The following is a 16,324-nucleotide window of genomic DNA, read 5'->3' as shown; positions in this document are numbered from 1 at the left end:
CAACCCCCTCGAACGACGGCGGTGCTGATCCGCGATAGCGTTCCTCCGAACTGGTGTCGGGTGAGGAGGACTTGTGAGCAGGTCTGTGTTGGTGACCGGTGGCAGCCGGGGCATCGGGCTGGCGATCGCGACCGCGTTCCGGGAGGCCGGTGACCAGGTCGCCGTGACCTACAACAGCAGCGAGCCGCCGGCGGGCTTCCTCGGGGTCAAGTGCGACGTCACCGACGCCGAGCAGGTGGACGCGGCGTTCGACACCGTCCAGGAGCAGCAGGGGCCGGTCGAGGTGCTGGTGGCCAACGCCGGCATCACCCGCGACACGCTGCTGCTGCGGATGTCCGACGACGACTGGGACGCCGTCATCCAGGCGAACCTCACCGGCGCGTTCCGGGTCGCCCGGCGGGCGGCGAAGGGGATGTTGCGGCTGCGCCGCGGCCGGATCGTGTTCATCTCGTCCGTGGTCGGCATGCTCGGCTCGCCCGGCCAGGTCAACTACGCGGCCAGCAAGTCCGGCATGATCGGCATGTCCCGGTCGATCGCGCGCGAGCTCGGCAGCCGCGGCATCACCGCGAACGTCGTCGCCCCGGGCTTCATCGAGACCGACATGACCGCGGTCCTGCCGGAGGAGACCCAGAAGCAGTACCTGAGCCAGATCCCGCTCGGCCGGTTCGGCCGGACGGAGGAGATCGCGCAGGCGGTCCGCTGGCTCGCCTCCGAGGAGGCCGGGTACATCACCGGTGCGGTGATCCCGGTCGACGGCGGCATCGGCATGGGCAACTGACTCTCGTACTTCGTAGCTCCGTACTTCAGAGAAAGGGACGCCGGTGGGCATCCTCGACGGCAAGCGCATCCTGGTCGCCGGAGTCACGCTGGACTCCTCGATCGGCTTCGCCACGGCCAAGGTGGCGCAGGAACAGGGCGCCACCGTGCTGATCTCGAACTTCGGCCGCGCGCTGAGCATCACCAGACGGATCGCCAAACGCCTGCCGGTCGAACCTCCGGTGCTGGAGCTCGACGTCACCAACCCCGAGCACCTGGCGGCCCTGCCGGATGCCGTCCGCGAGCACGTCGACGGCTTGGACGGGGTCGTCCACTCGATCGCCTACGGCAACCCGGAGACGATCCTCGGCGGCAAGTTCCTGGACGGTCCGTGGGACGACGTGGCCCAGGCGGTGCACGTCTCGGCGTACTCGCTGAAGGCGCTGGCCGTCACCTGCGCGCCGTTGATGAGCCGCGGCGGCAGTGTCGTCGGGCTGACCTTCGACGCGACCGTCGCCTGGCCCGGGTACGACTGGATGGGCGTGGCCAAGGCCGCCCTCGAGTCGACCAGCCGCTACCTGGCCCGGGACCTCGGTGCCCAGGGCATCCGCTGCAACCTGGTTTCGGCCGGCCCGCTGAAGACGCTGGCCGCGAAGGCGATCCCGGGCTTCGAGAAGTTCGAGGAGCCGTGGCTGGACCGGGCCCCGCTGGGCTGGGACCCGTCCGACCTGGAGCCCACCGGCCGCACCATCGTCGGCCTGCTGAGCGACTTCTTCCCCGCGACCACCGGCGAGATCGTGCACGTCGACGGCGGCTACCACGCGATGGGAGCGTAGGGGTTGGCCACATCGCTGGTTGAGCTCCGGGTCCTGGACGGCGCCAACCTCTATTTCAGTCGTGCCGCGGTCAAGCTCACGCTCGACGTGTCGGCCCTCGTCGACGCCCCGGCCCCGGCCGCGAAGGCGTACGCCCAGGCGATCGGTCTCGGCGCCACCCGGCCCGGCCGGATCGGGTCCGGGTTCCGGCAGCGGTTCGCGATCCGCGTCGCCGGTCACGTCGTACGCCGGATCGCCCGGGAGGCCGGCATCGGCCGGATCGGCGTCCGGGTCCGCCCGGAGTCCGACGTACGGCGTCTCGTCGTGGCGTTCCCGTGGGCCCACGAGGGCCGGGCCCGGGCGCTCGGGGCCGCGATCGTCGAGGTGCTCGACGCGTTCGGGGACAGTGACCTGACCGACCTGATCACGGCCGTCGGCGACCGGGTCCGCAACGAACCACCCGGGAACTCGCCGCCGACGCTGCGCCCGAAGGTGCCGGTGGTCGCGGTCACCGGTACGAACGGCAAGACCACGACGTCGCGGATGATCGCGCACATCGGCCGCGCGGCCGGCCTGCACGTGGGCTGGTCCAGCACCGACGGCGTGTACTTCGACGGCAAGCTGGTGAAGTACGGCGACTTCTCCGGGCCGAGCGGTGCCGGTCAGGTGCTGTCCCAGCCGGGGATCCAGCTGGCGGTGACCGAGACGGCCCGGGGCGGGATCCTGCGCCGCGGGGTCGGCGTGGCGTCGAACGACGTGTCGGTCGTGACGAACGTCACCGCGGACCACCTCGGCCTGGGCGGCATCGACACCGTCGACCAGTTGGCCGAGGTGAAGGCGGTCATCACCCAGATCACCCGCCCGCGCGGCTGGTGCGTGGTGAACGGCGACGACCCGCGCACGTTCGCGATGCGGCTCGGTTCGCCGGCCAAGTGCTGGGTGTTCTCGCGTGACCCCGACTCGCCGTCGATCCGGACCGTGCTGGACGAGGGCGGCCGGGCGACGACCGTACTGGACGGCTTCATCACCGTGCTCGACCAGGCCAGCGACCCGGAGCCGCTGCTGAAGGTCGTCGACGTACCGATGACGCTGTCCGGGCTGTCGCACTACAACGTCGAGAACGCGCTCGCTGCCGCGTCGGCCGCGCTCGGGCTCGGGCTGCCGCGGGCGGCGGTGATCGAGGGGCTGAGCACGTTCGCGCCGAACGAGAACAACCCCGGCCGGATGAACATGTACTCGCTGCGCGACTTCACCGTCGTGATCGACCTCGCCCACAACGAGGCCGGGCTGGAGGCGTTGCTCGAGATCATGAACGGCGTCCGGCCCGAGGGCGGGCGGTTGCTGCTGGCCCTCGGTTCGCCGGGGGACCGGGCCGACGACATGGTCTCCGCGCTGGGGGCGATCGGGGCTCGCGGTGCCGACCGGGTGGCGATCGGCCACAAGACCGAGTACCTGCGTGGCCGGCCGCCGGCCGAGCTCGAGGAGGTGTTCCGGGAGGGCGCCGCGTCGGTGGGCGTGGACGACGTACCGGCGTACCCGACCGAGCTGGAGGCGGCCCAGGCCCTGGTCGGCGAGGCGAAGCCCGGGGACGTGGTCGCGGTGATGTCTCTGCAGGATCGGGCGAGTCTTGACACCTGGTTGCGGTCCGAGGGGGCTACCGTCGACACACCGGAGATCTTGAAGAGCAAGGTCGAGAGAGCCCAGCACTAGCCCCGTCCCGCCGCGGTTGGGGCGGGGAACGGGGTGTCATGCGCTATCTGTGGTCGATTCCGTCCGCGGTGGTCGCCTGGTTCGTGGCGGGCTTCTCCGCGACGTACCTGAAGGGACTGCCGGGCGGTACGACGCTGTTCGTGCCGCCGCGGATCGACCTGCTGGTGCTGGGCGGGTTCGCCGGGGGAGTGCTGGCCGGGCTCCTGATCGCCCGGGTGCGAGTCGCCGTACCGGTCGTGCTGGTCGTTGCCGCGGGCATGTGGTGGCTGACCGGCAACAGCTGGTCCGACCGGTCGCTGGTGATCATGTTGCTGGTGGCAAGCGCTGTCGGCGCCCTGTTCGGTGCCCTGGGTGCCCGCAGCTCGGTCGTCGCGGCGTTCGCGCTCGCTCTCCCGGTGGCGTGGTACGCCCTGCGTCCCGCTCAGCAGCTGACCGAGTGGCGCTGGCTCTGGCAGCTCAACGGCTTGCTGGTCGCGATCGGGCTCGCCCTGCTCCTGTACGTCGCCTGCTGGCGGCGAGGTTGGCGGTCGGCGTACTTCTGGCTGCCGTTGGCGGGGTTCTACCTGGCATCCTTCGGCGTCGTGGACGCGGTCCGCGTGATCAGCCGCTCGACCGACAAGCCGATGGACGCGGTCGGGGACGGCGCGACCGAGGCGTTCTTCCAGTCCTTCGAGCCCCTCCTGCGCGAGTACTGGCCCTGGCTGGTCGCCGCCGTCCTGCTCGCCGTCCCGATGGTTGCCCTCAAACTCCGCGCCCTGCCTCCGCCACCACCCCCGATCGATCCCTACGCCGACCGGTCCAACGACGCCGTCCTCTCCGACGACCTCGACTGGATAGACCGCGACGAACCCCGCCGCCGCCTCCTACCCCGCCGAGACCCGGTCACCTAGCCGAGAAGTTTCCGGCCGAGACGCTGGGGGCTATCGAGTTCCGAACGTGTTGCGGATCGCTTCCAGGAAAGCGGTCCCGTGCGTCGTGTCGGGCAGGATGCGGCACGCTCTGATCGGTCCGTGGCGACGAGTCCCAGCCCACCGTGACGTTGGGATAGAACGGTACGCCGAGTTGCCCGGCGTACCGCTCGTACTCCGCGAACGCGGCCGCACGCAACTCGTCGACGGACCCGTCCGGGAAGTCGGCCTTCCCCGCGTCGTAGTGATGCAGCCACACGTACGACGTCCCGGAGTCGAACCCGAGCCGGGCGAACGTCTCGTGGGCCATCAACGGCGAGTCGGACCCGGTCGGGATCACCTCGGTGCTCCAGAGCACCGCGTCCAGGTGCAGCCCCGGATGCCCGGTCCGCTCCGTCTCCGCGCGGAACCAGTCGAGCGCGTCCCGCGCCGCCTCCACCCCGCCGAGCCCCTGCACGAAGTTGGCCACGTCGTACACCGTGAACCACGGCCGTCCGTCGAGCCGGAGGTAGTTCGGCCGGGAGAAGTAGTGCTCGATCACGAACCGGACCATCGATTCGAACGCGGCCCGGTCCAGCGCGCCGTCCTTCAGCTGTGGCGGGACCGCGGTACCACTCGGGAAGATGTCGACCAGATGAGGAACCCGTTGTCCAAGGCCCCGGACAGGTACGGCCTGTCGTCGTACCAGTAGTAGTCGAACAGGAACCCGTCGACCCCGTGGGCCACGGCGAGGTCCACATCCTCGGCCGCGGCCACCGGATCGCTCTCGTCACGGCATCCGAGCGCGGGCACCCGCGGCTGCCGATGCCCCGGGAACCGCGAGGTCGCCCCTTTGACCAGCTCCCACTCGGTCCAGCCGGCACCGAACCACTCGGCGTTCCGGGGATCCCGGTGCCAGCTGGGGAAGTAGTAGGCGAGAACGGTGGGGCGGGTCATCCGGTCACTCCGTCGAGGTGTCGGTCTCCTCGTCGGGCTGGACGAAATCGGGGTCGCCGCCCTCGTCGCCGGAGCGCGCGCCGGCCTGGGCGAGGTGCGAGACGGACTCGAGCTCGGCCAGCACGGTCTGGTGCTGGTCGACGCAGAGTACGACGAGGTCGCCCGGGTTGGAGCGGCTGAGGGCGTGCCGGATCGCGGTCAGCTCGTCCAGCACGGTGTCGACCTGCCGGCAGCGGGCACCCTTCTCCATCGCCGCCCGGACGCCGGCCTCGACCAGCGCCGCCGACTCACCACGCTTGCGTCCGCGCAGCCGCGCGTCCTCCCGGACCACGACCACGTCGAAGTGCTCGGCCGCGACCTCACCCAGCTCCCGGATGTCGTCGTCGCGCCGATCGCCCGCGGTCGCGACCACGCCGATCCGCGACGGCCGCCCGAGCTCCGACGATGCGCTCAGGCTCTCGCCGAGCTTGTCGACGAAGTCCCCGAGCATCCGCATCGCCGGCGCGTTGTGGCAGTAGTCGACGATCACCGTGCGCCCGTCGACGTCGATCTCGTTCAACCGCCCCGGCGACAGGTAGTACGACGTACTGAAGGTCCGCAGGCCCTGCCGGATGTCGTGCAACGGCGCACCGGCCGCGAACGCCGCCGCGGCGGCCGCCATCGCGTTCTGCACGTTCATCATCGCCCGGCCGCCGAACGTTGCCGGAAGCAAGTGTGTCCAGGCCAGCTGCATCGACCGGCGGCCGTGCTTGACCACGATCATGTCGCCCAGATCGGACCGTTCGAGGACGACGGCCCGGCCACCACGCCGGCAGTGTCCCTCGATGTACTCGCGGACCTCGCTGCCCGGCTCGGCCATGCTGAACCACACCACCTGGCCGGAACACCGCCGCCGCATCTTGCGCACCAGCGGATCGTCCGCGTTCAGTACGGCGTACCCGGTCCGCGGCACGGCCTCGACCAGGACCGCCTTCACGTCGGCGAGCTGCTCGAGCGTGTCGATCCCACGCATCCCGAGGTGGTCCGGCTGGATGTTGAGGACGACGGCGATGTCGTTGCGCTCGTACCCGAGTCCTTCCCGCAGGATCCCTCCGCGCGCCACCTCGAAGACGGCGAAGTCGACGCGCGGGTTCTGCAGCACCATCCGGGCGGACTTCGGCCCGGACGCGTCCTGGCGGATCACCAGCCGCTCGTCGATCACGATGCCGTCGGTCGACGTCATCCCGACCTTGCGGCCGATGCCCTTGAAGACATGGCTGATCATCCGCGAGGTCGTGGTCTTCCCGTTCGTCCCGGTCACCGCGACGATCGGGATCCGGCTGGTCGCGCCGGGCGGGAACAGCATGTCGACGACCGGCTTGGCGATGTACTGCGGCTCGCCGATCGTCGGGTTGGTGTGCATCCGGAACCCGGGTGCCGCGTTCACCTCGCAGATCGCGCCGCCGGTCTCGCGCACCGGCTGGGTGATGTCCGGGCAGATGAAGTCGATGCCGGCGATGTCGAGCCCGATCATCCGGGCCGCCTCCTCGGCGATCTCGACGTTCTCCGGGTGCGCCTCGAAGGTGCGGTCGATCGAGATGCCGCCGGTGGACATGTTCCCGGTCAGCGTCAGCTTCACCATCACGTCTTCGGGCGGTACGTCGTCCAGCTCGAAACCCTGGCTGCGGACGAGCTCCCGGGCCGCGGCGTTCACCGTGATCCGGGTCAGGATCTTCTCGTGCCCGACACCGCGCCGCGGGTCCGCGTTGGTGATGTCGACCAGCTCCGCGACCGTGTGGATGCCGTCGCCGACCACGTGTGCGGGGACGCGTTCGGCGATCGCCTCCATCCGGCCGTTGATGATCAGGCAGCGGTAGTCCTTGCCGGTGACGAAGCTCTCGACGATCACCGAACCACGCCGCGACTGCTCGGCAGCTATCGGGAAGGCTTCCCGGACGGCGTCCGCGTCCTGCAGGTTCAGGCAGACACCACGGCCGTGGTTGCCGTCGAGCGGCTTGCACACGACGGGGTAGCCGATCTTGTTCGCCGCCGACACAGCTTCGTCGACCTCGCGGACCGAGACCGACCGCGGTACCGGCAGACCGGCGGAGGCGAGCAGCTTGGTGGTGAGGTCCTTGTCGCCGGCCACGTCCACCGCGATCGAGCCGGTCTCGGACGTCATGGTGGCCCGGATCCGCTTCGCGTGCACTCCCTGACCGAGCTGCACCAGGCTGAACTTGTTCAGCCGGATCCACGGGATGTCGCGGGACACCGCCTCGTCGACGATGGCCTGCGTCGACGGTCCGAAGGCGCTCCGCTCGGCCTGCCGGATGAACTTCTCCAGCTCGGTGGTGAAGTCGAAGTCCGGCGTGGGCTGGACCAGGTAGTTCACGAACCGGACGGCGAGCTCGCCCGCGGCCAGACCGACGCCCTCGTCGGCGTACGCGTAGACAATGTTGTAGCGGCCCGGGAGGCCCTTGACCTGGCGGGTCTTGCCGCGACGCATGTCGTGGCCGGCCTCCTGCTGGAGCTGCAGTGCCACGTGCTCGGCGATGTGGCCGAGCCAGGTGCCCTCGTGCAGGCGCTCGATGAAGCCGCCGCGGCGTCCGCGTGAGCAGTGGTGCTGGTCGAGGCGGGGCAGGTACTCGAGCAGCTTCTCGGTGAAGCCCGGGATCGTGTTGGACGGGAAGTTCTCCAGCGAGCCCAGATCGACGACGAGGTGAATGGCGGGGTCGTAGCTCCACACGTTCGGGCCGCGGTAGACGCGGGTCTCGATGATCTTCAGGTCCGGGCTGGGGGTGCCGGCGGTGCTGGGGGTGTTCTCGGTCATGCGTGTCCACTGTCTGGTTGCGGGCTGTCGGGGTGGCTGAGTTCGGCGCCGGCCGTGATCGGCTCGGTCGCCTCCGGTCTGGACTCCCCGGCCGCGGCAGGCCTGGTCGCCCGCTTCGACGATTCAGTCTGTGCCGTACGGCGTCCGGCCCGGCGCTTGCGGTCCGCGTAGTACTTGGGTGACACCCCTTCGGCGGCGATCTCCTTGGCCAGCTTGCGCAGATCCGCCTCGGCGGCTTCCATCTCGGCGATCTCCGCGGGTGGCGGCTGCTTGCCGTACGAGAGCAGTACGCGCGCCTGCAGGTCGAAGGTCGCGGTGGCCGGCAGCACGTGCAGTACGACGCCGGAGGCGAGGATGGGTTCGGCCCGGCCGGCGTAGTGCGCGTTCGACGTGATCCGGCTGCCGTCGAAGATCGTCACCGCGCCCCGGCCGACGACCTCCAGATGAGATCCTCGGAAGACGGCCGCGGTGTCCTCGTCGACGCCGATGCCGAGCAGGCCGGGGGACTGGGCGACGAGCGACAGCAGGCGGCCGTAGCGGTTCCGCTGGGCGAAGTGCTGGTCGACGATCGCGCCCTGGACCAGGCCGAGCCCGTTGGACAGCTGGCTCATCCGCTGCCGCGGGGTGGCGCCGGAGCGGCCGAAGGCGATCATGTGCTCGGCCAGGATGCTCGCGCCGGCCGACGTACCGCCGACCGCGGCACCGCGCGCGTGGGCGGCGGTGACCGCGCGGCCGAACGCCGTACCCGTGACGACGCCGGCCAGCTTGAGCTGGTTGCCGCCGGTCATGAAGATCCCGGTCGCGTCGTTCAGCGGCGCGATGAACGCCGGGTCGTCGGCGTCCTCCCGATTCTCCGGCCGTACGCCGACCACGCTCGCGGCACCGAGCGCGGCGAACAGGGCGTGGTACACGTCGACGACATCCGGCCCGAGCGCCGACGCGGTCGGCACGACCACGATCCGCGCCTTCGCTCCACCCGCCGCCTCGACGAACTCCTGCAGCACCATCCGCTTCTTCAGTTTGTCCTCGGCACCACCGATAGCGAACAGAGCCCCCGGCCCACCCTGCACATCAGACATAGCCGAAGAATAGGTGCTCACCCCGGCGGCTGGTGCCGGGGACCGGCACCAGCCGTTCTGTGTCAGTGGGTGAAGGTGAACCAGTTGAGGTTGACGTAGTCGGCGGGCTGGCCGCTGGTGAAGGTGATGTAGACGTCGTGGGTGCCGGTGACCGCGGAGATGTTGGCGGGGACGGTACGCCAGGACTGCCAGCCGCCGGTGCTGGCGATGGCGAAGCTGCCGATGGGTGCGTTGGACCGGTTGTCGAGGCGGACCTCGACGAGGCCGCTGACACCACCGGCCGCGCCGGAAGCGACCCGGCCGACGAACTGGTGAGCGGCGCTGCTGCTGAAGTCGATGCCTCGGTAGAGCGCCCAGTCGCCGTTGCCGATCTGCATCAGGTTCTGCCCGCCGCCGGAGTCGGTCGTCGTCTCGACGCCCAGACCGGACTGCTGCTGGAACGACTCGGCCTGCAGCGTGCCGTAAGCACTGCCGCCACCACCGGGCGGAGGAGTCGTGGGCGGGGGAGTCGTGCCACCGCCGCGGCTGGACACCGCCACATAGTCGACGATCATCGGGCGGTCAGGCACGGTCTCAGCCCGTGGGGTCGGCCCGTTCAGCGCATCGGGGAACGCTCCGCCGATGGCGACGTTCAGCAGGATGAAGTAGCCGGTGTGCGAGGTCATGGTGGCCCAGGTATCGGCCGGCAGTTGACCTTGACTGACGGAGTGGAACTGCTGTCCGTCGACGTACCACCGCAACTGGTTCGGCGACACGCTGGTGTCCCACTCGAAGCGGTAGGTGTGGAAACCCGACTGACAGGTCGAGCCCGGGCAGGCACGGCTGGCACCGATGCCGGTGGTCTCGTTGCAGGGACCGCCGGGGTTCACGCCGCAGTGCAGCACGCCCCAGACCGAGTTGATCCCGTTGACGTTCTCCATGATGTCGAACTCGCCGATGCCCGGCCAGTTCCAGTAGTTGCCGCGGTACGGCGCGCCGAGCGCCCAGAACGCCGGCCAGTACCCGAGGGCCGCGTTGCCGGTGACGTTCGGCATCTGGATCCGGCTCTCGATCGCCAGCACCCCGCCGGACGGCGGCTTGAAGTCACTGCGCTGGGTCTCGACCCGGGCGGACGTCCAGTTCCCGGCGCTGTCCCGGCGGGGTGTGATCCGCAGGTTGCCGGTGCCGTCGAGGGCGAGGTTGCTGGTGCTGTTCGTGTAGTTCTGGATCTCTCCGGTGCCCCAGTTGCCCGGGCCGCCCGGGTAGCCGTGACCGGTGTCGATGATCCAGTTGGCGCCCGAGGGCAACGTGCCGCCGGCGCCGTCGAAGTCGTCGCTCCAGACCGTGGTCCATCCGGCCGGTGGCGTCGGGACACTGGCCTGCGCCGCGACGGCGAGGGCTCCGGTGACCAGGAGTGGGGCGAGCAATGCGGTGATGAGGGGGCGGGAACGCATAGCGACCTCCAGGGATTGGTGAGGCCAATGTGAGCGCTCTCATGCCTGGGTGTCAACAGCTCGTCACACTCCGGATCGTCCGGATCAGAGGTGGATGCGATACACCGTCGTACTGCGCCGGACCCGCATGCCGAGGCGTTCGTACATGGCCAGGGCGCCGGTGCCGGAGTGGGTCCAGAGGATGCAGCTGCGACGGCCGTCCCGGTGGAAGACCGCGCAGGTCTCGTCGAGCATCGCCCGGGCGATGCCCTTGTTCCGCTGATCGGCGCGGACGGCTAGGCGCTCGACATACCCCTCGTCGCTGTCCGGAAGGTCGAGCGAGATCACCGCACCGACCAGTTCGTCGCCGAGGTAGGCCAGCGTCGAGGCATCCGGCCGGAACGTCGATCGCTCCACGGTCAGCCCGGCGAACTCGGCCAAGGACTTCCGCCGCGGCTGGAACGCCGAGAACGCGTCCTCGACCAGTTCGTACACCTCCTCGGTCCGCGTCGAGTCGTAGCTAGCGAGGCGCAGCCCGGCCACCGGCTGCGCCGACCGCGGTCCGTCGATCGGCCGCTCGAGCAGCCAGTTGGTGGCGAGTACGTCGTACCCGCGCGACCGCAGCAGCCCGGTCCCGGGCTTGTCCGCGTCGTCGATGACCTGGGCCACCCAGTCGCTGCCGACCTCGCGGGCCCGTGCCTCGACCCAGCCGACCAGCATCGTCCCGATCCCGGCCCCGCGGAACGACGGCAGGACCTCGACCTGAGCGTGTTTGCCGAGATGGACCCACGCCCACGCGGCCAGCTCACCGTTGCCGGCGTGCACGACCAGCGTGTCACGCTCGATGTCCAGCTCGGGGCGGGCCAGGTCCGCCGCGACCTGGTCGGGGATCACCTCGACCTGTCCGTGCCATTCCTGCTCGGCTGCCGCGATCAGCTCGTAGATCGCCGCAGCGTCGTCGGCCGTCGCCGGTCGGGTCGAGAACTCCATGGCCCGAGTTTCGCGCACGCGGGCCGGCGATCCGGCCGGTTTGCAGCTTGTTGCACTCAGGCCGGGTTCTCCGCGTCGGCGGCTTCGACTTCCTCGCGGCTGATGCCGAGCAGGTACAGGATCGTGTCGAGGTAGGGCACGCTCAGGTGGGTGTCCGCGGCGGCCCGGACGACCGGCTTGGCGTTGAAGGCCACGCCGAGGCCGGCGACCGCGAGCATGTCGAGGTCGTTGGCACCGTCGCCGATCGCGACCGTCTGGGACAGCGGCGTACCGGACCGGGCCGCGAACTGCCGCAGCGCGGTGGCCTTGCCGGGCCGGTCGACGATCTCGCCGATGACCCGGCCGGTGAGCTTGCCGTCGACGATCTCCAGCTCGTTCGCCTTGGCGTAGTCGATGCCGAGCTCGGCGGCCAGCTTGTCGGTGATCTGGCTGAACCCGCCGCTGACGATCGCGAACTGGTACCCGAGCCGCTTGAGCGTCCGCACCAGCGTCCGGGCTCCCGGGGCCAGTTCGATGGCGGCGTACACCTCGTCCAGAGCCGAGACCGGCAGACCTTCGAGCCGGGCCACCCGGTGCTGCAGCGACTCCGCGAAGTCGAGTTCGCCGCGCATCGCCTGTTCGGTGACGGCGGCAACCTCCGCCTCCCGGCCGGCGTGGCCGGCGAGCATCTCGATCACCTCGCCCTGGATCAGGGTCGAGTCGACGTCCATCACGATCAGCCGCTTGGCCCGGCGGTACAGCCCGCCGTCCTGGACGGCGACGTCGAGTCCTTGCCGGACCCCTTCCAGGGCCAGAACGGTCCGCAGCCGTTCCGGATCGGCACCGGAGACGGCGAACTCCATCGCGGTCACCGGGTACCGCGCCATCCGGCTGATCCGGTCGATGTTTGCGCCGGTGTCGGCGATCCGGCCGGCGATCGCGGCCAGACCGGCCGCGGACAGTGGGTGCCCGATCACCGTCACCTGGCTGCGGCCCTTGCGCCGCGGTTCGTTGTCGCCGACACCCTTCTTCACGGAGATGTCGACGTCGAGGAGGGTCGCCAGCGCCTTCAGTTCGTCCTTCAGGCTCTTGTGGTCGCGCGGCGCGGACAGCAGGACACCGAGCACCAGCCGGCCCCGGAGGACGACCTGCTCGGCGTCGATCACCTCGAGCCCGCGGGTGGCCAGCGTCGAGAGCACGGCCGACGTCAGGCCCGGTCGATCTGTACCCGTCAACGTCACCAGCAGGGTCGGCCGCTCAGCCGCCTGCCTCTCAACCTCACCGAGATCAGTCATCGCAGCACGAACGCTACCTACCTCGACTGTCGTCCCGGCCGACCGGTCCAGATATCAGGCGTGCACCGGCGGGGCGCACGCCGCGACCAACGCGCGGCGCGCGGCAGCGGCGAGGTCGAGGAGAGTCCGGCGGCGGGCGTCGGCCTCGGCTCCGGTGACCGCGGCGCCGTCGTCCTCGAGCGCGGCGTCGGCGATCGCGAGGCAGCGCCGCGCGGTCGCGGCCGCCTTCACCGCCCGCGGTTGGTAGCCCGGGGCAAGGTCGTCGTTGCGGCCGCTCCCGATCCGGCGGATGTCGATCAACGCGTCCGCGATCTCCGGCTTCCAGCGCGCGACGTCGAGGGCCGCGAGCGACTCGGCCGCGTCGATCAACGCCTGCCGCAGACCGCGATCCGCCTCACCGAAGTCGGCCGGTTGCGGGCTCGTCGCCGGCAGCACGGTCCACTGCACGGCCGGACCGACGTACGCCGGAACGAGTCCTATCTCGGCGCCCGTGAGTACGACGGCCTCGCCGGTCTCCAACGCGGCCTCGTTGAAGGACGGCGGACCGGCCAGTCCGATCGGATCACCGGGCACGGGCAGCGCGAGGTGGGCCTGGGTGGCACCGGCGGCGCGCAGCAGGTTCAGCGCGACCGGCAACGTGGCCGGCTCCGGATGGTTGGCCAGGCCCGCGACGTGGTGACCGACGTCGTCGCCGAGGATCCGCTGCGCGGCGGTGTCGGGGTCGCAGGCGCCGGTCAGCATCGCGTTCGTCCACACGGTGAACCGGACGGAGGCGGAGGTGGTCAGCACGCCCGCAAGTCTCTCACCACCCGAAGAGCGGCCGCGGAGGGCGACCCCTTAGGTTTTGAGCATGACTGCAGTGGTGGAGCTGGCCGGGGTGTCGATCGTCCGTGGTGGGGCGCTTCTGCTCGAGGGGATCGACTGGACCGTCGACGAGGCCGACCGGTGGGTTGTGATCGGCCCGAACGGTGCCGGCAAGACGACCCTGTTGCAGATCCTCGCGGCCCAGATCCACCCGACGTACGGCGTCGCCGGACTGCTCGGCGAAGTCCTCGGTGCGATCGACGTGTTCGAGCTCCGGCCGCGGATCGGACTGACCAGTGCCGCATTGGCCGACCGCCTTCCCAGGGGCGAGCGCGTCTCGGATGTCGTGGTCTCCGCGTCCTACGCCGTCCTCGGTCGCTGGCGTGAGGAGTACGACGAGCTGGACCACCAGCGGGCCAAGGAGTTGCTGGCCGAGCTCGGCATCGCGCACCTCGCGGACCGCACCTTCGGCACGCTGTCGGAGGGGGAGCGGAAGCGGGTGCAGATCGCCCGTGCGCTGATGACCGACCCCGAGTTGATGCTGATGGACGAGCCAGCGGCCGGTCTCGACCTTACGGGTCGCGAACAGTTGGTCCGGTCGCTCAGCTCGATCGCGACTGCGGTTGGTGCGCCCGCGATGGTTCTGGTCACCCACCACGTCGAGGAGATCCCGCCCGGCTTCACGCACGCTCTGTTGCTCAAGCAGGGCCGCATCGTGTCGGCCGGCCCGATGGACCAGGCGCTCACCGCCGAGACGCTGAGCGAGACCTTCGACCTGGCCCTGTCCCTCAAGCAGGAGGACGGCCGCTACACGGCCCGCGCGCTGTAGCCGGGAGCGCGTGACCGACCAGACGCGTCCAACCGCCACGGGAAGCCCTCAACGTGGATAGGCTTGGGAAATGATGGATTGGCTGCGGGACAACATGTGGGCGGCGTGGCTGACGATCGCCGCCGTCCTGGGCCTGGCTGAACTGGCGTCACTCGACTTCACGCTGCTGATGCTGGCCGCTGGTGCGCTCACGGCCGCCGGGGTGGCGGCCTTCTTCCCGGGACTGTTGTGGCTGCAGATCGTCGTCGGGCTGATCACCGCCGCGGCGATGCTCGGCGCGATCCGGCCGATGATCGTGCGCAAGATGCATCACGGCACCGAGCTGAAGACCGGCTCGGCCCATGTGATCGGACGGACCGGGACCGTGGTCAAGGAGATCCATCCCGACGGCGGCGGCTCGATCCGGCTGAACGGTGAGCTGTGGACGGCCCGTCCGTACGACGAGGTGTCGACGATCGCACCGGGCACCCGGGTCGAGGTCATGTCGATCGACGGGGCGACCGCGATCGTCTACCCGGTCAGCGATCCTCTGCACCACCAGCTGAACAACCCCGAACAGACACCGAACCCGAACCCCACGGACCCGCCGCAGAGCTGACGGTTGAGTGGCCTGACGCCGCAGTACTGTCGGTAGTGAGGGACGGTGGAAGTACCTGCTCGATCAGGCAGCCGACGCGCCGGGAACCGGTACGCGAGGTGGACCGTCGATAGGAAAGACTGTCCGTCCTGAGGGTTCTGTCGAGTGGAGGGTCAAGTGACCGCGTTCCTCATAGTGCTGGCATTGGTCGCCTTACTGGTGATCGTCACACTGGTTAAGTCCGTCCGGGTGGTGCAGCAGCAGACCGTCGGGATCGTCGAGCGGTTCGGCAAGTTCAGGACCGGTCTGCAGCCGGGTCTGAACCTGTTGACGCCGTACGTCGACAAGGTCCGCTACACCATCGACATGCGCGAGCAGGTCGTCGCGTTCCCGCCCCAGGGCGTCATCACCGAGGACAACCTGATGGTGTCGATCGACTCCGTCATCTACTTCCAGGTGAACGACCCGGTCCGGGCGACGTACGAGATCTCCAACTACATCCAGGCGATCGAGCAGCTGACCATGACGACGCTGCGGAACATCATCGGCGGCATGGACCTGGAGCAGACGCTCACCAGCCGCGAGGAGATCAACGAGAAGCTGCGCTACGTGCTGGACGAGGCGACCGGCAAGTGGGGTATCCGGGTCAACCGGGTCGAGCTGCGCTCGATCGACCCGCCGCCGTCGATCCAGGACTCGATGGAGAAGCAGATGCGCGCCGACCGCGACAAGCGCGCCGCGATCCTCACCGCCGAAGGTATGCGGCAGTCGGCCGTCCTGTCGGCCGAGGGCCAGAAGCAGTCCGCGATCCTGACCGCCGAAGGTGACAAGCAGTCCCGGATCCTGCGGGCCGAGGCCGAGCGGCAGGCGCGGATCCTGAAGGCCCAGGGTGAGGCGCAGGCCATCACGACGGTCTTCAACGCGATCCACGCCGGCAAGCCGGACCAGGGCCTGCTCGCCTACCAGTACCTGCAGATGCTGCCGTCGATCGCCCAGGGCGACGCGAACAAGCTCTGGATCGTGCCGAGCGAGATCGGCGACGCGCTCAAGGGTCTGGGCAGCGCGGTCGGTCAGGTGGCCGGGATCCCGCAGAAGGCCGAGGGGACCTGGCAGGCGCCGGAGCTCTCCAACGGCGAGGTGCCGGAGCTGGACAGCACCGGGGCGACGATCGGTGCGCCGGCCGCGGCCGTGGCCGAGGCCGACAACGCCGTGCGCGAGGCGATCGCCGCGGCCGAGAGCGCCGCGGTCGGCAACCGCGGCCAGGTGCCGATCACCCCGCAGCAGGACCTTCCGGCCCAGGAACCGCCGGCCGCGGAGCCGCCGCAGCGCTGAAGCTCCTTCCAGAAGCCCTCCCGGATTCGTCCGGGAGGGCTTTCCGCATTACTTGCCTGCTCAACTGACGGACGGATGAGCGCCAGGAGTAGT

At 69.9% G+C, this 16,324-nt stretch carries 15 protein-coding genes; 7 read left to right on the top strand and 8 right to left on the bottom strand.

The genetic code is table 11. From position 1 onward, the window contains the following. Positions 1-73: 73 nt before the first annotated feature. Genes fabG through ACZ6O0_RS17445 form a run of 4 tightly spaced genes read left to right on the top strand, consistent with a single transcriptional unit; the run spans position 74 to position 4,171 of the window. Positions 74-778 (top strand): 3-oxoacyl-[acyl-carrier-protein] reductase, encoded by a 705-nt coding sequence (gene fabG, locus ACZ6O0_RS17460; RefSeq protein WP_465765932.1) that lies wholly within the window; start codon positions 74-76, stop codon positions 776-778. Positions 779-821: 43 nt separating this feature from the next. Further along, on the top strand, positions 822-1,592 hold the full coding sequence (gene fabI, locus ACZ6O0_RS17455) for an enoyl-ACP reductase FabI (protein ID WP_465765931.1): 771 nt from the start codon (positions 822-824) through the stop codon (positions 1,590-1,592). Positions 1,593-1,595: 3 nt separating this feature from the next. Next, positions 1,596-3,281, top strand: coding sequence for a Mur ligase family protein (locus tag ACZ6O0_RS17450; protein WP_465765930.1), 1,686 nt, complete (start codon positions 1,596-1,598; stop codon positions 3,279-3,281). A 38-nt stretch (positions 3,282-3,319) separates the two neighbouring features. Continuing rightward, entirely contained in the window at positions 3,320-4,171 is an 852-nt protein-coding gene (locus tag ACZ6O0_RS17445) for a hypothetical protein (RefSeq protein ID WP_465765929.1), read from the top strand. On the opposite strand, the gene ACZ6O0_RS17440 is transcribed toward ACZ6O0_RS17445, so the two are convergent. The 8 genes from ACZ6O0_RS17440 to ACZ6O0_RS17405 form a co-directional block, all read right to left on the bottom strand. Then, complete coding sequence (locus ACZ6O0_RS17440; RefSeq protein WP_465765928.1) at positions 4,164-4,742, bottom strand: glycoside hydrolase family 71/99 protein; 579 nt, start codon at positions 4,740-4,742, stop codon at positions 4,164-4,166. The two genes, ACZ6O0_RS17445 and ACZ6O0_RS17440, sit on opposite strands and share 8 nt — an antisense overlap. Positions 4,743-4,777: 35 nt before the next feature. Continuing rightward, complete coding sequence (locus ACZ6O0_RS17435; RefSeq protein WP_465765927.1) at positions 4,778-5,125, bottom strand: glycoside hydrolase family 99-like domain-containing protein; 348 nt, start codon at positions 5,123-5,125, stop codon at positions 4,778-4,780. Positions 5,126-5,129: 4 nt separating this feature from the next. Beyond that, positions 5,130-7,934, bottom strand: coding sequence for a cyanophycin synthetase (gene cphA, locus ACZ6O0_RS17430; RefSeq protein WP_465765926.1), 2,805 nt, complete (start codon positions 7,932-7,934; stop codon positions 5,130-5,132). After that, positions 7,931-9,013 carry a cyanophycinase gene (locus tag ACZ6O0_RS17425; protein WP_465765925.1) on the bottom strand — a complete coding sequence of 361 codons (1,083 nt, stop codon included), beginning with the start codon at positions 9,011-9,013 and terminating at the stop codon, positions 7,931-7,933. Before ACZ6O0_RS17425 ends, cphA begins: the two co-directional genes overlap by 4 nt. 62 nt (positions 9,014-9,075) lie before the next feature. Continuing rightward, positions 9,076-10,446: a glycoside hydrolase family 16 protein gene (locus tag ACZ6O0_RS17420; protein WP_465765924.1), complete on the bottom strand. Its 1,371-nt coding sequence runs from the start codon at positions 10,444-10,446 to the stop codon at positions 9,076-9,078. 84 nt (positions 10,447-10,530) lie between these two features. After that, on the bottom strand, positions 10,531-11,415 hold the full coding sequence (locus ACZ6O0_RS17415) for a GNAT family N-acetyltransferase (RefSeq protein WP_465765923.1): 885 nt from the start codon (positions 11,413-11,415) through the stop codon (positions 10,531-10,533). A gap of 56 nt (positions 11,416-11,471) precedes the next feature. After that, on the bottom strand, positions 11,472-12,689 hold the full coding sequence (serB, locus tag ACZ6O0_RS17410) for a phosphoserine phosphatase SerB (RefSeq protein ID WP_465765922.1): 1,218 nt from the start codon (positions 12,687-12,689) through the stop codon (positions 11,472-11,474). 54 nt (positions 12,690-12,743) lie between these two features. After that, on the bottom strand, positions 12,744-13,478 hold the full coding sequence (locus tag ACZ6O0_RS17405; protein WP_465765921.1) for a hypothetical protein: 735 nt from the start codon (positions 13,476-13,478) through the stop codon (positions 12,744-12,746). A gap of 61 nt (positions 13,479-13,539) precedes the next feature. Between ACZ6O0_RS17405 and ACZ6O0_RS17400 the strand changes: the two genes are divergently transcribed. The 3 genes from ACZ6O0_RS17400 to ACZ6O0_RS17390 all read left to right on the top strand — a co-directional run bounded on the left by ACZ6O0_RS17400 (position 13,540) and on the right by ACZ6O0_RS17390 (position 16,231). Next, entirely contained in the window at positions 13,540-14,322 is a 783-nt protein-coding gene (locus tag ACZ6O0_RS17400; RefSeq protein ID WP_465765920.1) for an ABC transporter ATP-binding protein, read from the top strand. Positions 14,323-14,392: 70 nt separating this feature from the next. Beyond that, positions 14,393-14,920, top strand: coding sequence for an NfeD family protein (locus ACZ6O0_RS17395; protein WP_465765919.1), 528 nt, complete (start codon positions 14,393-14,395; stop codon positions 14,918-14,920). A 156-nt stretch (positions 14,921-15,076) separates the two neighbouring features. After that, positions 15,077-16,231: an SPFH domain-containing protein gene (locus tag ACZ6O0_RS17390; protein ID WP_465765918.1), complete on the top strand. Its 1,155-nt coding sequence runs from the start codon at positions 15,077-15,079 to the stop codon at positions 16,229-16,231. The last annotated feature ends 93 nt before the right edge of the window (positions 16,232-16,324 follow it).

The sequence above is a fragment of the Kribbella sp. NPDC048837 genome (assembly GCF_055586945.1).
The sequence above is the reverse complement of the archived record's forward strand: the minus strand, read 5'-3'. Positions and strand labels throughout refer to the sequence as shown.

Excerpts from the sequence above, each read along its gene's own strand:
- cphA (WP_465765926.1), bottom strand. The coding sequence starts at position 7,934 with ATGACCGAGAACACCCCCAGCACCGCCGGCACCCCCAGCCCGGACCTG.
- ACZ6O0_RS17395 (WP_465765919.1), top strand. The coding sequence starts at position 14,393 with ATGATGGATTGGCTGCGGGACAACATGTGGGCGGCGTGGCTGACGATC.
- ACZ6O0_RS17440 (WP_465765928.1), bottom strand. The coding sequence starts at position 4,742 with ATGGTCCGGTTCGTGATCGAGCACTACTTCTCCCGGCCGAACTACCTC.
- ACZ6O0_RS17435 (WP_465765927.1), bottom strand. The coding sequence starts at position 5,125 with ATGACCCGCCCCACCGTTCTCGCCTACTACTTCCCCAGCTGGCACCGG.
- ACZ6O0_RS17445 (WP_465765929.1), top strand. The coding sequence starts at position 3,320 with ATGCGCTATCTGTGGTCGATTCCGTCCGCGGTGGTCGCCTGGTTCGTG.
- ACZ6O0_RS17400 (WP_465765920.1), top strand. The coding sequence starts at position 13,540 with ATGACTGCAGTGGTGGAGCTGGCCGGGGTGTCGATCGTCCGTGGTGGG.
- serB (WP_465765922.1), bottom strand. The coding sequence starts at position 12,689 with ATGACTGATCTCGGTGAGGTTGAGAGGCAGGCGGCTGAGCGGCCGACC.
- ACZ6O0_RS17425 (WP_465765925.1), bottom strand. The coding sequence starts at position 9,013 with ATGTCTGATGTGCAGGGTGGGCCGGGGGCTCTGTTCGCTATCGGTGGT.
- ACZ6O0_RS17415 (WP_465765923.1), bottom strand. The coding sequence starts at position 11,415 with ATGGAGTTCTCGACCCGACCGGCGACGGCCGACGACGCTGCGGCGATC.
- ACZ6O0_RS17420 (WP_465765924.1), bottom strand. The coding sequence starts at position 10,446 with ATGCGTTCCCGCCCCCTCATCACCGCATTGCTCGCCCCACTCCTGGTC.